This is a genomic window from Tessaracoccus defluvii, from assembly GCF_014489575.1.
In the GTDB taxonomy this organism is placed as follows: domain Bacteria; phylum Actinomycetota; class Actinomycetes; order Propionibacteriales; family Propionibacteriaceae; genus Arachnia; species Arachnia defluvii.
Genome location: NZ_CP060789.1, coordinates 378,945 through 393,556, shown reverse-complemented (window position 1 = coordinate 393,556; position 14,612 = coordinate 378,945). Strand labels below are relative to the sequence as shown.

The window sequence follows — 14,612 nt, the reverse complement described above, 5'->3', positions numbered from 1 at the left end:
AGCGTGGCTCCCATGACCGAGGAAGCAGAACACGGCAGCGGCGGCGTCTACTCCGTGGAGGGCAAGGAGTTCAACCGGGACTCGCGCTACATCACGACCCGCATCGTGGCCGCCCCGCGCCCGGGGACCGATGACAGGCCGGTCGAGGCCGGGCGCTACCGGCTCATCGCCGCGTACGCCTGCCCCTGGGCGAACCGGGCCATCATCGTCCGCGACCTGCTCGGCCTCGGCGACGTCATCTCCATGGGAAACCCGGGGCCGACGCACGACGCCGACTCCTGGACGTTCGACCTGGACCCGGGCGGCGTCGATCCGGTGCTCGGCATCCACAAGCTGAAGGACGCCTACCTGAAGCGCTTCCCCGACTACCCGCGCGGCATCACGGTGCCGGCGATCGTCGAGGAGGCGACCGGCGAGGTCGTCACCAACGACTTCGCCCAGATCACCGAGGACCTGTTCTTCGAGTGGCGTGGGTTCCACCGTGCCGACGCGCCTGACCTGTGGCCTGCCGGGCTCCGCGACGAGATGGAGCAGGTGATGTGGCGGGTCTACACCGAGGTCAACAACGGGGTGTACCGCTGCGGCTTCGCGGGTTCGCAGGAGGCCTACGACGACGCCTACGACCGGCTGTTCACGGCGCTCGACTGGCTCGAGGAGCGGCTCGGCAGGAGCCGCTACCTGATGGGCGAGGCGATCACCGAGGCCGACATCCGGCTGTTCACGACGCTGGTGCGCTTCGATCCCGTCTACCACGGGCACTTCAAGTGCAACCGCAGCAAGCTGACGGAGCTGCCGAACCTGTGGGGCTACGCGCGGGACCTGTTCCAGACGCCCGGGTTCGGGAACAACGTGCGGTTCGACCAGATCAAGGCGCACTACTACGTGGTGCACCGGGACATCAACCCGCTGGGGATCATCCCGAAGGGTCCGGACCTGTCAGGCTGGGAGACGCCGCACGGGCGGGGCTCCTCAGGGAACAAGACCCAGTAGGCCCGCCACCCACGGCGTCAGGAGCACACCCGCGACCATGAACGGGCCGAACGCGATGTCCGTGTCGCGGCCGGCCTTGCCGGTGGCCAGCAGCAGGCCGCTCGTGACTGCGAAGAGGACGAAGCCCACAGCCGAGCCCAGCAGCGCGAGCCCGATGCCACCCCAGCCTGCGCCCAGCCAGCCGAGGGCCGCGCCGGTGCTCAACCCGAGCTTGACGTCGCCCAGCCCGAAGCCGCGCGGGTTGATGAACGCCAGCACGAACAGCAGCGTGGCGTTCACGAGCGCGGCCACCAGCGTGGTGCCCCACCGGCCGAGGTCGCCGTCGAGGAGAGCGACGGGCAGGAGTAGCCCCATGAAGGCGAGGAAGCCGAGCAGGGTGTAGCGGTCGGGAAGTTGGTGCCGCACGACGTCGACGGCCACCGCGGCGGCCCAGGCGAGGGCGAGGATGAGAAACGCTGGCCAGGCGGCCTTCGTCTCCACCACCAGCAGCGCACAGACGGCGACGGCAGCCAGCGCTACTCCCCCGGCCCACGGGGAGGTGCGCCGCGACGGTGCCTCGGTCTCAGCTTCCGTCGTCATCGCAGCCCGCTGAACACCTGGTACGCAGAGATCGCGGCCGGACCGAGGATCATGAGGAAGATGACCGGGAGGATGCACAGGATGAGCGGGAACACCACCTTGACGGGGATCTCCATCGCCTTCTTCTCCGCGTTCTGCCGTCGGGCGATGCGCATCTCGCCGGCCTGGGCCGTCAAGACATCGGCCAGCGGGATGCCGTAGGCCTCGGCCTGGATGACGGTGCGCAGGAAGCGCCGCAGCGGGGTCGAGCCGGTGCGCATGGCAAGGTCGTCGTAGGCGGCGCGGCGGGACTGCCCCACCTGGATGTCCTGCAACGTCCGGACGAGTTCCTTCGCCAGCACGCCGCGCCCGTTGCGGGCGATGCGGATCAGTGCCGCGTCGAATCCGAGACCCGCCTGGACCGCGATGCTCATCTGGTCGAGCGTGTCGGCCAGTTCCAGGTCGACGGCCTCCCGCCGCTTGAGGGCCGTGTTGTAGAGAAGCAGGTCCGGCAGGAAGTAGCCGCCGACGGTGAGCACCAGGCCCAGCAGCACGAGCGGCGCGGGGTTCCCGGTCAGCCAGAGCAGCGCTGTGAGAACCAGGACGAACACCGCGATGAGCACCTTGATCGAGAGCAGCTGGTCCACGGTCCAGCCGCCGGGATAGCCGGCCTTGGCGATCGCGCCCTCGAGGCGGCTCCTGCGGGCGGGCGAGTCGATCAGGCGGGAGAAGCCGAGGTTCCCCTGCGCCCGGCGGGAACTGCTGAGCGGCTCGGAGGTGCCACGCTCCAGGTTGGTCAGCGCGCGGGCGCGGACGGGGTCACTGCCGAGCAGCAGCAGGCCCACAGCCGTGGCGATGCCGATGCCGAAGAGGGTGAGGCCGATGGGGAGCAGCGTCATGGCGGCCTCAGAACTCGATCCGGACGACGGCGCGGAGCCAGAGGGAACCGATCACCAACAGCACTGCCGCGGCGGCCAGGATCAGCCAGCCGAGGAAGCTGGTGAACAACTGTCCGATGTAGGTCGGGTTCGCCAAGCCCAGCACACCGATGATCACGAACGGCAGCGCGACCAGGATGATTGCGGACAGGCGCCCCTCGGAGCTGAGCGAGGCCACCTGGCGGCGTAGCTGGGCCCGCTCCCGGATGGTGCGCGACACACCGTCGAGCACGTCAGCCAGGTTGCCGCCCACCTCCCGGTTGATGGCCACGGCCTGGCCGATCCACGAGAAGTCCTCGCTCTTCATCCGTTCCGCCGTGCGCTCCAGCGCCTCGCCGAGGGGACGCCCGAGCCGGGTCTCGTTCGTGATGCGGGTGAACTCGTCGTTGGTGGGGCTGACGGCCTCGCGGCCGACGGTCGCGACGGCCTGCGCGAATGAGTAGCCCGAGCGCAGGCTTCCCGCCAGCATCTGGGCGGTCTCATCAAGCTGCTGCGCGAACTCGCTGCGGCGACGCTCGGTGCGCAGCGTGATCCAGGCCCAGACCCCGCCCGGCACGCCCACCAGCGCGAGGACCGCGAGCGCAGGTAGCCCCATCAGGAGGCCGAGTGCAACGCCCGCCAGGGTCGCCGAGCCAGTGAGTACCACGAGGTGGCTCGCGGGAGTGCGGATGCCGGCGATGTCGAGCCGCTCCGCCAGCCCGCTGCTGCGGCGCTGCATCGCGCGGTCCACCAGCCCGGTGAGCCGGTCGGCCACCCCGACGAGGGCTGACGCCCCCTGCACCTCAGCAGGGCGACGGCGGTGCTTCGGCACCACTCGCGGCTGGGGCCCACGAGCAGCACCAGCAGGATCGCGAAGGCCACCGCCCCCAGTGCTGCAGCGGAGGTCAGTCCCCAATCGGCGAGCCAGGTCATCGGATCCACTCCGCCCCGGTGCCGAACACACTCAGCGAGAGCCGGATGCCCAGCTCCTCGAAGCGGTCGGCGAACTGTGGCCGGACGCCGGTCGGGATGACCTCACCCAGGAACCGGCCGTTGGCGTCGACCCCCGGCGCCGTAGTCGTAGAGGAAGATGTCCTGCAGCGTGATGGTCTGCCCCTCCATGCCGTGCACCTCGGTCACCGCCACCACGCGGCGCGTGCCGTCTCGGAGTCGGGCGAGCTGCACGATCAGGTCAATGGAGCTGGCCACCTGCTCGCGGATCGCCCGCAGCGGCAACTCCATGCCGCCATCAGCACGAGGGTCTCCAGTCGTGCGAGCGTGTCGCGCGGGGAACTGGCGTGCACGGTCGACAGCGAGCCGTCGTGGCCGGTGTTCATGGCCTGCAGCATGTCGAGTGCCTCGGCGCCGCGGACCTCGCCGACCACGATCCGGTCGGGGCGCATGCGCAGTGCGTTGCGGACCAGGTCACGGATGGTCACCTCGCCGCGCCCCTCGACGTTGGGCGGGCGGGATTCGAGCCGGACGACGTGCTGCTGCTGCAGCTGGAGCTCGACGGCGTCCTCGATCGAGATGATGCGCTCGTCGCCGGGGATGAAGGAGGAGACGATGTTCAGCAGGGTCGTCTTGCCGGTGCCGGTGCCGCCCGAGATCAGGTTGTTGAGCCGGGCGCACACACGCGGCGAGCAGTTCCGCCATGTTCGGGCTGAGGGTCCCCAGCCGGATCAGGTCGGGGACGCTGAGCGCCTCGTGGCTGAACTTGCGGATGGTCAGCGTCGAGCCGCTCACGGCCAGGGGCGCGATGATCGCGTTCACGCGCGAGCCGTCCTCGAGCCGCGCGTCCACCAGCGGCGACGACTCGTCGATGCGGCGGCCGATGCGGGTGACGATGCGGTCGATGATCTGTCGTAGGTGGGCCTCGTCGCGGAAGGTGATATCCGTGCGGTAGTCGTCACCTTCGACGACGGCGCCCGCGAGGTATGGCAGGGGACCGCCCCGACACAGGCCACGCTCCTCGAGAAGCTCCCCGCCGTCCCCCTCGGCGAGCAGACCGATATCGGCGCCGCCATCGACCTCGGCGTCAGCTCCCTCAAGCGTGACGGCGGACGCCCCGTCGCCGCCATCGTGCTCATCACCGACGGCGAACTCGACGCGGCCCCCACCTCGAAGTACCCCACCGCCACGGCACCGGCCTGGGCCGAACTGCGGACCGCCGCCGACGCAGCCGTCGCCGACCGACAGGTGGGCGCCTTCGCGCTGGCGATCGGCGGCCGCACCGACGCGGGTCTGCTCACGCAGGTCTTCCCCGACGCGACCGTCGCCACCCCCGACGACGTCACCGGCTACCTCGCGGGCCTCACCGACCAACTCACCCGCGTCCGCATCGCCGAGGTGCTCGGCGTCGATCTCACCGATCCCCTCACCGCCACCCTCGAGCCCAGCTCGGTACAGGGCACCACGCTCATGGCCACGGCCACCTTCGTCTCCACCGCCACGACGGTCCCGTACCTGATCACCGCCGCCGACCTTCTGCCCCCCGCCGACGGCGTGGCCCTGGTCATGGAGCCGCCCAGCCTCGAGCTGGAGCCGGGCGCGACCGCCACGGCCACCGTGACTGTCACCGGGCTCCCCACCACCGGCAGCTTCGCCCTCCAGGCGCAGCTCGACAGCCCCTGGGCAGTCGACCTGCAGGCCGCAGGGCTCACGATCCCGGCCCTGCTGGAGACGCCGCCCGTCGCGTTCGACCTCGACGCCGCCACCCCTGCACCCTCGCAGACCCCCTCCCCCACCCAGGGCGCTGACGAAGCAGGCACCTCCGGCAGCGCCGACGCCCCGGAGGTGGCCATCCCCAGCTGGCTGGCGCCCGGAGCGGCAGGCCTGGCCGCCCTCGTCGCCCTGGCCCTGGTGATCGCGCGACTCGTTCTGGCCCGCCTGCCCCACCTCGGCGGCTCCCTGGCCATCCTCGACGGCGACGACGTGACCGACGAGGTCCTCCTGACCGGCCGCAACCTCCGCACCAGCCGCGATGGACTGAAGCTGGCCGCGAAGGCCCGCCGCGACGGCAAGGTCGACGTGAGCGGCACCTCCGACGGTCAGCGGTTCTCCGGCACCCTGGACGACGGCGAATCCCTCGAGGCCGGCGCGGCCCACGTCCGCTACACGAGCAAGCGCAGCCGCATGCTGGAGATGGTGACCGGCGACTGAGCGCCTGCCCCGCGCAGCACCTATCGTTGACCGGGATGGACACCCCCGCCCCGCTCCCCCCGCTCGACCTGCGCCCCGTGCAGTTTCGGACCCCGCTGCGGAGTCTGGAGGGGGCCGTGGCCATCGAGACGGACGACGGCACCGTCACCGTCCTCGAGGTCGGCCCGACGAAGGTGCGCCTGACCATGCAGAACAGCACGGATCCCGTCTACATTCTGGGCGGGGACCTCGACCAGGAACTCGGCGACTTCGCGCTGCTCCGGCTCCCGAAGCACCCGGTACGCGCCTTCGCCCTGCCAGCGGGCTCGATGCAGCACAACCATCTGCCGACGATCGTGCTGTCGACCGTGCTCTTCGCCGTCGTCGCCGTCACGGCCATCCCGTTCCTTCTGCTCACACCGCTCCCGGCGCAGGCGCAGGCGTTCCTCGCCACGGCGCTCATTGCGCTGGCCATCGTCGGCCCGATCCTCCGTTCCCGGGTGCGCCCCGCCGTCCGGCAGGCCTTCCGCACGGCCGCCGGCAACTATCCGCTGGACCGGCTGCTCGACTCCCGGCCGAGGGCCCGGGAGGCCGCCCGCTCGGTCGACGAGATCAAGGAGCGCTACGGCGAGCTCCTCAGCGACATCTGTTACCGCATCGAGAACCCGGCACTGTTCGACCCGGTGGTGCCCGCCACGAACGCCCTGACGACGGCGCTCATCCGCTGGGAGAGCCGTCGCCCGGATCTCGAGGCCGCAGAGATCGGCACTCTCGCGGCCGAAGTCAGGGTCGCCTTCGAGACAGCGCAAGCCAACGCCGAGGCGGTCGGGATGACCCACATCCCTTCCGCCTCACGGCCGCCGGCCGAGCGCGCCCTCAAGGCGGCCCGGCTCGCCCGCTCCACCCGTTCGCCCGCCGAGCGGGAGGCAGCTCTGCGCCAGGTCTCCGGGATCCTCGCCGACCTGGCGCTCTACTACCTGCCCAACCCCACGGAGGCCACCCTGATGGTGGAGGGACGCCGGATCCTGGCCCTGCCGGGCCGCATCGAGACCACCGGGGAGGAGTCGTGACGTTCCCGCTGTGGAACCCGCTCCCCGCAGGCGTCGTGCTCTCCGAGCTGGTGGGGGCCTGCCTGCTGCTGCTCCCCACCTCTCCCGGCGTCCGCGCGGTGGTCGTGAGCGTCCAGTTCCCCACCGAAGGCGGCTACCCGGTCTCCTTCGCCTGGGTCGATGCCCTGGATGCACGCGGCGTGCTGACCCTCGCCGACGGCGACGCCCACGACCGGCTCACCAGGCTCAAGATCGGCGCGGCCTTCGATGTCATCGTCATCCCCCCGATCGCCTGGCGGACCCAGGGCGAGCGGCTGCGCTTCTCCACCGCCCTGATGGTTTTGGGAGGCCTGACCGCGGGCGCCATTCCGCTGGCGACCGGCACCCCCGTCGGTGCCGCGCTCGCGATCCCTACCGCGGCCGCAGCGGCTGCCACCCTGTGGTGGGTGCTGCGCCGTCGCGCCCCCACACGGATCCCTCTCCCCGGTGAGCACCACCTCGACGGCGCCACCCTCGTCGACTACGCGGTCGCACGGATCGGCGGGGAGCGTCCTGAGGTCATGTCCGGCGCCGATCAGCGGGCCAGGATCACGCGACGCATCGACGCTGTACGGGCCGAGTACGGCCGACTGGCCTCCGACATCGTCTACCGGATCGAATCCCCGGCGCTGTTCGACGCCGCCGTCCCGACGACGAACGCGTTCGAGGTGGCACTGGCCAGGTACGCCACCGAAGGCTCCGGCCTCGAGGTGGACGACCTTGACGCGCTGGCCGCCGACCTCGAGATCCGGTTCTCCGTGGCGAAGGACCATGCCGAGACGGTCGGCATGGGGCACCTGCCCGAGGCCGCGCGGGCGGATGCGCGGCGCGCCGTCAAGGCCGCCACTCTCGCCGCGGGGGCAGCCACCGACGGCGAACGACAGGCCGCCATGGATCAGGTGATCCGGATCCTCGACTCACTCGCCCTGTACTACCTGCCCGCCCCTGAGCAGGTGCGCGGCAAGCTCACCTCGTCGGCCGAAACCCCCGCCACGCCCGCCGGGGATGGTTAGGCTGGCGGCATGCCCAACCGCCAGTACGAGATCCTGCCCGGCAGCCACGGTTCCCGCATGCAGATCTCCGCACGCGGCGGCGATGTGCTGCGCAACCCCCGCATGAACAGAGGCACCGCCTTCACGCATGAGGAGCGCGCCCGGCTCGGCCTGGTCGGCCTGCTACCGAGCAACGTCACCCCGCTCGAGGCGCAGGTGCACCGCGCCTACGGCCGGTTCCGGGCAGCGAACACGCCGCTGGAGAAGTACGCGTACCTGCAGGCACTCCGGGAGCGCAACACCGTCCTGTTCTACCGGTTGCTGTCGGATCACATCGACGAGATGCTGCCCATCGTCTACACCCCCACCATCGGCGAGGCGATCCAGGCGTTCAGCTTCTGGTACCAGCGGATGAACGGCGTCTTCCTGTCGATCGACGAGCCCGACGCCATCGAGCAGTCGCTGCGGGCGACCCGCGTGGACCCCGACGAGATCGACATCCTCATCGTCACCGACTCGGAGGGCATCCTCGGCATCGGCGACCAGGGCGTCGGCGGCATCCAGATCTGCCTGGGCAAGAAGTCGCTCTACACCGCAGCCGGTGGCCTCGACCCGGATCGCATGATGTCGATCGTGCTCGACGTCGGCACCGACAACCTGCGGCTCCTCAACGACGAGCTGTACCTCGGGGTCCGTCATGCCCGCGTCCGCGGTGAGCGCTACGACCAGTTCATCGACGCGTTCGTCCGCACCGCGCACAGCGTGTTCCCCCACGCGATGATCCACTGGGAGGACTTCGGCGCCGGCAACGCGCACCGGCTCCTCAACCACTACCGCGACGACTTCTGCAGCTTCAACGACGACATCCAGGGCACCGCGGCGGTCGTCGCCGGCGCCGTCCTCTCCGGGGTGAAGGCGAAGCATGAACGGCTGCGTGACCAGCGTTTCGTCATCCACGGCGGCGGAACCGCCGGCGTGGGCGTCGCCGACCTGCTGGTCCGGCTGCTCGTCCAGGACGGCATGGACGAGACGGACGCCCGGGCCCTGTTCTGGATCACCAGCAGCCGGGGGCTGATCACCGACGACGCGACGCAGGCCTTCCGCGACTTCCAACGCCCCTACGCCCACGGCCTCGGCGAACTGGCGGACTGGGACCTCGACCAGGTCGGCCACTACGACCTGGCCGACATCGTCCGCAACGTCCACCCCACGGTGCTGATCGGCACGTCCGGCAGCGGCAGCTCGTTCACCCACGAGATCGTCACGGACATGGCCGCACACACGGACCGGCCGCTCATCTTCCCCTGTCGAACCCCACGTCGCTGTCCGAGGCCACGCCGCAGGAGCTGCTGGAGTGGACCGACGGCCGGGCGCTCATCGCGACCGGCTCGCCGTTCCACCCCGTCACGCACGCCGGTGTCCTGCACAGGATCGCGCAGGCCAACAACGCGCTCGTGTTCCCGGGGATCGGCCTCGGCGTGGCCGTGTGCCGCGCCACCCGCGTCACGGACAACATGGTCGCCGCCTCCGCCGAGGCACTCGCCTCCCTGGTCCACGTGACCGTCCGCGGCGAGTCCCTGCTGCCCGACATCCGTGACCTGCGTCGCGTCTCCGCGACGGTCGCGATCGCCGTCGCCAGGGCGGCCGAGGCGGACGGCGTCGTCGAAGATCTGCTCGACCATCCGGTCGAGCAGATCTTCGACGCGATGTGGCAGCCGGTCTACCCGCAGCTGATCATCGAGGACTGACCCCGCGGCGCGCTACTTGAGCGCACCTGCCGTCAGCCCCCGCTCGAAGAACCGCTGGAAGGCCAGGTAGGTGATGACGATCGGCAGACACATCATCACGAGCGCCGCGAAGATCTTCGGCACGTCCGAACCGTAGGTCGAGGTGAAATACGTCGGCACCTGCGTGACCACCTGCAGCTTCGTGTCCTGCAGGAACAGCAGCGGCAGCAGGAACTCGTTCCAGGAGTTCAGGAAGCTCCAGACCACCACGACGGCGGCGATGGGCTTCGACAGGGGCGCGATCAGACGGATCAGGATGCCGAACGAGTTCGCGCCGTCGAGCCTGGCCGACTCGATCAGCTCGTCGGGGATCCCCAGCATGTAGTTCCTGGTCAACAGGACCGTCATCGGCAGCAGCACCGCCGTCAGCGGCAGGATCACAGCCAGGTGGTTGTTGAACAGGCCGGTTGCCTTGACCATGTTGAACAGGGGCACGATCAGCGCGATGGCGGGGAGCATGAGTCCCCCGATGATGGCGCCGTAGATCAGTTCGCGCCCGACGAAGCGCATCTTCGACAGGGCGTACGCGGCCAGCATGGTGCACACGAACACGGCCGCCACGGTGCCGGCCGAGATGATCACGCTGTTGATGATGAACTGCAGGAATGGCGTCTGCGTGACGACCGCCGTGTAGTTCTTGACGGCGCCCTGGCCCTCGAAGCTGATCATGACGATCCAGATCAGCGGCAGCGCGAAGGGCAGCACCATGATCGTCGCCAGGATCTGATAGATGATCCGGCTCTTCGCCGTCGGTCGACCGAACATGTCAGACCTCCTTGTTGAGCTTGTAGACCTGCATCTGCACCAGCGTCATCAGGATCGCCAGGACCAGCAGCACGACCGAGAGCGCCGCCCCGTAACCCACGTGGAACTGCACGACGCTCATCTTGTAGATATAGGTGCTCATGAACTCGGTCGCCCGCCCGGGCCCACCGCCCGTGACGAGGAAGACGATGTCGAAGGTCTTCAGCGACCCGATGACTCCCGTCAGGATGAGCGTCACATGCGTCGGGCGCAGTTGCGGCACGACGACGTGCCAGAGCGTCCTGAGCGTGCCCGCGCCGTCGATCTGCGCCGCCTCGAGCGAGTTGACGTCGATCTGCGACAGGGCCGCCTGGTAGAGCAGGAAACTGAAGCCGGTCCACTGGAAGATGTTGATCCCGGCGAGCGCGTAGAGCGCCACGTTCGGGTCCGCGATCCAGGACTGCTGCAGGAACCCGAGCCCCAGCCCTTCGAGGACGGCGTTGACTTGCCCGTCGGGCTTGAGGAACTGACGGAACGCCGTCGAGATCGCCGCCGGCGCCAGCACCACGGGAATGAAGACGAGCGCCTTGTAGACGCCACGTCCGAACACGGGGCCGCTCAACACCACCGCGAGAAGCAGCCCGAAGATCATCTGCACTGCGACCGTGATCACACCGAAGACCGCAATGTTGCCCAGCGACCGCCAGAAGATCGGGTCCTGCGCGATGGCCACGTAGTTGCCCAGGCCGATGTTCTCCGGATCCGGGGTCACCCCGTTCCAGTCGAGCGTCGATATGTAGGCGTTGTAGAAGACCGCGAAGTACGTGATCCCCGCCACCACCATCAGCGCGGGCAGCAGGTACAGGTAGGCGGTCAGGTGTCGTTGTCGGCCCTGGCCTTCACAGGGCGCCCTTCAGATGCGCGCACCAACACGCCACACCTCCTCTCCCTCAGGGGGCCCGCGGCCGTCAGGCCGCGGGCCCCACCGGATCACTTGGCCGCGGCAATCGCTGCCTGGACCGACGCGGCCGCATCCTCGGGCGACTGCTGCCCCGACGCGACCGCCGAGAGCGCATCACCGAGGGCGGTGCGGACATCGGCGTTCTGGATCTCGCGGGGTCCGATCATGTCGGCCAGCGCGGGTCCCTGCGCCTCGAGCGCCTTCACCTGCTCGGGGGTGACGACGTCGCTGAGATCCAGCGGCACCGACGCGAGCGCCGGCTGCTGCACCGTCACGGACATCATCTTCTGGGCTTCTTCGCTGCCGGTCAGCCACAGCGCGAACGTGGTGGCCGCGTCGCTCACCTTGCTGCCGGCTGCGACGGCGAAGCCGACGTCGGGGCCGCCGAACATGAGGCCGGAGGTCCCGCCGTCCTCCATGAGGGGGAAGGCATAGGGCATGAACACCGTCTCGGGATTGAACCCTTCGCCATAGGTTTCGGTGTAGCTCGCCAGCCGCGACTTCGTGGTGTCGGAGTTCTGCCAGGTGCCGAAGGCGATCATCGCCGCCTCGCTCTTCTTGAAGGCGTCGTTGGCATCGGGGTAGGCGGTCATGCCGAGTGCACCGTCCTGGAAGATGCCGTCGTCGAAGAGCGACTTCCACGTGGCGAACGCCTGCACGAAGGCGTCACCGGAGAAGTCAGCCTCGCCGTCGAGCGCCTTGTAGAACTCGCCGGGCGCGATCTGGTTGATGAGCGTCTGGTAGACGTCCACGTTCTGCCAGGAGTCCTTCGCGCCCTGCACCATGCAGATCTTGCCCGCGGCCTTGACCGCGGCGCAGAAGTCCTTCAGCTCCGCCCGGTTGGTCGGGACGGTGAGCCCGAGGTCGTCGACCATCGTCTGGTTCGCCCACATGATGCCGCCACCGGTGACCATCCACGGCACGGCGACCTGCTGATCGCCGACCGAGAGCTGCTTGACCGAAATGAGCTTGTCGGCCCAGTCAGCACCGAACTTCTCCTCGAGAGCCGGGGTCAGGTCGGCGGCCAACGGCGCGAACTGGTTGGTGAGCGCCCCCACCTGCAGCCCGAAGACATCAGGGCCGGAGCCCGACTGCAGCGCGAGCTGGGTCGTGTTGACATAGTCGGAGTACTGGATGAACCGGTGCTCGATCTTGATGTCGGGGTGTGCCTTCTCGAAGGCCTCGATGTACGGCTGCCCCGAGGTGGCATCCGGGTTCCATGACCAGAATGTGACGACCTGCTGGCCGGCGGCGGATCCGCCGCCGCCCCATCGCCGTCGCCGTTACCGGTGTCGGTGCCACAGGCCGTGAGTGTGAGGCCGGCGGCCAGGAGGCCTGCGAGGCCCGCAAGGATCTTGCGCTTCAACGTCATTGTCGTTGTCCCTTCTTCTTGGTGTCAGTTGGTCCAGGCCGTGGCAGGCGAGAAGCCCTCGCTCCACGGGAAACAGGTCCGGGTGATGTCCCACAGGTGGAAGCAGATGCGCCCGCCCGTGGAGAATCCGAGGTGCAGTTCGGGGGTCGGCTGTTCGCCGTCGTGATAGGCCTTGACCAGCACCTCGTTCCATCCCTCCTTGAGCGTCGCGAAGTCGCAGATCTCGTCGGAGGCGTTCTGGTTCGGGCGGATGAGCCGGAACCGGTCGTTGCGGCCGATCGCGTCGCCGTTGACCCAGTACCGCACGGGCATGCTCGGGTCGACGATCACCCACGCGTCGCGTTCGACGGGCGAGTACACGAACGTCTGTAGGTACACCACGCCCGCCTGCCCGGCGAAGGCATCCGCGATGGGCTGGGCATGTCCCCCGGCGAGTCGCTCGGTCCACGCGCTCTCGCGCTCCGACGCTTCGGGGGGCAGCGGGGTGTCCAGGATCTCCGTGATGTCGCCGTCCGCCGGGTACACCTCGGACGTGCGGAGCGCGAACGCTCCGAGCAGCACGACGGGCACCGACTCGGGCACCGGCCGACCGATCATCTCGATGTCGAGCCTGGTGACGTTTCGGGTCGCGAGGCGTCCCGCCTCCGGCGCCGTGAGCTCCCAGACGAGTTCAGCCTCCTCCCCGATGCCGAGCTGGATGTCGACGCGCGGCGGGCTCACGAGCCAACCCTCGGGAGCTCGCAGCGACACGGTGGCCGTGACGTCGTCGACGCGCACGTTGCGGTGGACGGAACGCAGGGTGCGCGTTTCGCCGGGCCTGGCGACCGGTCCCTCACCGAAGTCGACGACGGTGGCGAGGTCCTGCCCGGGGAACGGGACCTCGGTGGGGCTGGCGGCCAGCATCTCCGCGATGGAGGCATCGGCGTAGAGGTCCTCGAGCGCGATCTCCATCCGGGAGCCGTGCCCGTGCTCGGCCATGACCCGCACAGCGGCGACGCGGATGCGCGCGATGAGGTCGTCCAGGTTGTCGGGCACCGGGTTGTCACCCACCTGCAGGTTGCGGACTCCGCCCCACGACTCGTTGGTGGAGATGCCGGTACCGAGAGGCTCCACCCAGCGGGCGGGGAGCTGCGAGCTGCCGTGCAGGATGCCGAGATAGCTGCCGATGGCGGCACCCGAGGAGTCGGTGTCGTAGCCACAGTTGACGGTGATGCACATGCCCTCACCGAACTCCGAGCCGTACAGGAGACCGATCACCTGGAACCCGGTGTTGATGGGCGAGTACTGCGCGTTGTAGTGCGGCGTCTCGTCCAGCACCCGGCGCCGGGCCTCCTGCCAGGTGAGTCCCTCCGCGTGAGCCTGCACGGCCGCCCGGACGGCCCGGGCCATCATCGAATCGACCGGGATGTAGCTGAGCGCGATGTCGATCAGCAGCGCGGGGTCCTGCACGACGAACGCCGCAGACTCGAGTGCCGCGTTGAACAGCTCGCCGTAGACGCCCTCGCCACCTGCGTGATCGCAGATCGCGTCCTGGTAGGCGTACCGCGCAGCGATGCGGGGCTGGCCGGGAGCGACACAGGCCCAGATCTCCGACCGGATGGGCGAGCCCATGCAGTCGGTGAACCAGTTGTTGTGGTGTCCGCTCAGGGGCGGTTCCAGGCCGAGTCGCAGGTTGAGCTTGGACAGCCCGTACTCGTCCCAGTTGTACCCGATGTGGTCCAGCCAGTAGCGGGAGAGGTCGCGGGCTGTGATCCCGGGACCGACCTCCTCCAGCGCCTTCAGCCAGACCAGCTGCATCTCCAGGTCGTCGTTGGGCAGTCCCCCCTCCTGCAGCTCGGGGTACCACCACACATCGAACGGCTCGTCCTGCCCCCACGCCTTCTCCAGCGGGGTGCCGAGCGTTCCGCCGGCATTCTTGCCCTGCCAACAGCCGTACACACGGTCGCGGTACTCCTCGGAGTCGAGATCGAGCACGAACGTGGTTCGCGACTTCGTCGTCGTCATTGCTTCGGTTGTTCCTTTCCGTTTGCGGTCGCAGCAACAGCGCTGGACTCGCGGACAA

General features: G+C 69.2%; 12 protein-coding genes and 2 pseudogenes. 5 read left to right on the top strand and 9 right to left on the bottom strand.

Going from position 1 to position 14,612, the window contains the following annotated elements; genetic code table 11:
* The first annotated feature begins 12 nt into the window (after positions 1-12).
* The gene (locus H9L22_RS01755; protein ID WP_187721352.1) at positions 13-990 is read left to right on the top strand and encodes a glutathione S-transferase family protein; all 978 of its coding nucleotides are present in this window, start codon (positions 13-15) and stop codon (positions 988-990) included.
* Here the strand turns inward: H9L22_RS01755 and H9L22_RS01750 are convergent.
* The 5 genes and pseudogenes from H9L22_RS01750 to H9L22_RS19425 all read right to left on the bottom strand — a co-directional run bounded on the left by H9L22_RS01750 (position 970) and on the right by H9L22_RS19425 (position 4,322).
* Positions 970-1,569, bottom strand: a complete 600-nt coding sequence (locus H9L22_RS01750; RefSeq protein ID WP_187721351.1) for a prepilin peptidase — start codon at positions 1,567-1,569, stop codon at positions 970-972. The two genes, H9L22_RS01755 and H9L22_RS01750, sit on opposite strands and share 21 nt — an antisense overlap.
* Entirely contained in the window at positions 1,566-2,447 is an 882-nt protein-coding gene (locus tag H9L22_RS01745) for a type II secretion system F family protein (RefSeq protein WP_187721350.1), read from the bottom strand. Before H9L22_RS01745 ends, H9L22_RS01750 begins: the two co-directional genes overlap by 4 nt.
* A gap of 7 nt (positions 2,448-2,454) precedes the next feature.
* Complete coding sequence (locus H9L22_RS01740; RefSeq protein ID WP_187721349.1) at positions 2,455-3,297, bottom strand: type II secretion system F family protein; 843 nt, start codon at positions 3,295-3,297, stop codon at positions 2,455-2,457.
* 203 nt (positions 3,298-3,500) lie between these two features.
* Positions 3,501-3,674 carry a hypothetical protein gene (locus H9L22_RS18330; protein WP_226966050.1) on the bottom strand — a complete coding sequence of 58 codons (174 nt, stop codon included), beginning with the start codon at positions 3,672-3,674 and terminating at the stop codon, positions 3,501-3,503.
* Positions 3,653-4,322 (bottom strand): annotated as a pseudogene (locus H9L22_RS19425) (CpaF family protein). The gene H9L22_RS18330 and the pseudogene H9L22_RS19425 overlap by 22 nt, the downstream one beginning before the upstream one ends.
* A gap of 12 nt (positions 4,323-4,334) precedes the next feature.
* Between H9L22_RS19425 and H9L22_RS01730 the strand changes: the two are divergent.
* From H9L22_RS01730 to H9L22_RS01715, 4 genes and pseudogenes are all read left to right on the top strand, one after another.
* Complete coding sequence (locus H9L22_RS01730) at positions 4,335-5,627, top strand: vWA domain-containing protein (protein WP_226966381.1); 1,293 nt, start codon at positions 4,335-4,337, stop codon at positions 5,625-5,627.
* A gap of 35 nt (positions 5,628-5,662) precedes the next feature.
* A complete protein-coding gene (locus tag H9L22_RS01725; protein ID WP_187721347.1) occupies positions 5,663-6,676 on the top strand; it encodes a hypothetical protein in 1,014 nt (337 codons plus the stop codon).
* Entirely contained in the window at positions 6,673-7,707 is a 1,035-nt protein-coding gene (locus tag H9L22_RS01720; RefSeq protein WP_187721346.1) for a hypothetical protein, read from the top strand. Before H9L22_RS01725 ends, H9L22_RS01720 begins: the two co-directional genes overlap by 4 nt.
* A 9-nt stretch (positions 7,708-7,716) precedes the next feature.
* A pseudogene (locus H9L22_RS01715) lies at positions 7,717-9,434 on the top strand (NAD-dependent malic enzyme).
* 12 nt (positions 9,435-9,446) lie between these two features.
* On the opposite strand, the gene H9L22_RS01710 reads toward H9L22_RS01715, so the two are convergent.
* The 4 genes from H9L22_RS01710 to H9L22_RS01695 form a co-directional block, all read right to left on the bottom strand.
* Positions 9,447-10,238, bottom strand: coding sequence for a carbohydrate ABC transporter permease (locus H9L22_RS01710; protein ID WP_187721345.1), 792 nt, complete (start codon positions 10,236-10,238; stop codon positions 9,447-9,449).
* A 1-nt stretch (position 10,239) separates the two neighbouring features.
* Positions 10,240-11,061 (bottom strand): carbohydrate ABC transporter permease, encoded by an 822-nt coding sequence (locus H9L22_RS01705; RefSeq protein WP_187721344.1) that lies wholly within the window; start codon positions 11,059-11,061, stop codon positions 10,240-10,242.
* A 146-nt stretch (positions 11,062-11,207) separates the two neighbouring features.
* The gene (locus H9L22_RS01700; protein WP_187722515.1) at positions 11,208-12,365 is read right to left on the bottom strand and encodes an ABC transporter substrate-binding protein; all 1,158 of its coding nucleotides are present in this window, start codon (positions 12,363-12,365) and stop codon (positions 11,208-11,210) included.
* 209 nt (positions 12,366-12,574) lie between these two features.
* A complete protein-coding gene (locus H9L22_RS01695) occupies positions 12,575-14,554 on the bottom strand; it encodes an ADP-ribosylglycohydrolase family protein (RefSeq protein ID WP_187721343.1) in 1,980 nt (659 codons plus the stop codon).
* Between the last annotated feature and the right edge of the window lie 58 nt (positions 14,555-14,612).

What these genes read in the sequence shown, in the direction of transcription:
- H9L22_RS01750 (WP_187721351.1), bottom strand. Translation starts at nt 1,569, where the DNA reads ATGACGACGGAAGCTGAGACCGAGGCACCGTCGCGGCGCACCTCCCCG.
- H9L22_RS01755 (WP_187721352.1), top strand. Translation starts at nt 13, where the DNA reads ATGACCGAGGAAGCAGAACACGGCAGCGGCGGCGTCTACTCCGTGGAG.
- H9L22_RS01705 (WP_187721344.1), bottom strand. Translation starts at nt 11,061, where the DNA reads ATGGTGGTGGCGGGGATCACGTACTTCGCGGTCTTCTACAACGCCTAC.
- H9L22_RS01710 (WP_187721345.1), bottom strand. Translation starts at nt 10,238, where the DNA reads ATGTTCGGTCGACCGACGGCGAAGAGCCGGATCATCTATCAGATCCTG.
- H9L22_RS01725 (WP_187721347.1), top strand. Translation starts at nt 5,663, where the DNA reads ATGGACACCCCCGCCCCGCTCCCCCCGCTCGACCTGCGCCCCGTGCAG.
- H9L22_RS01695 (WP_187721343.1), bottom strand. Translation starts at nt 14,554, where the DNA reads ATGACGACGACGAAGTCGCGAACCACGTTCGTGCTCGATCTCGACTCC.
- H9L22_RS01745 (WP_187721350.1), bottom strand. Translation starts at nt 2,447, where the DNA reads ATGACGCTGCTCCCCATCGGCCTCACCCTCTTCGGCATCGGCATCGCC.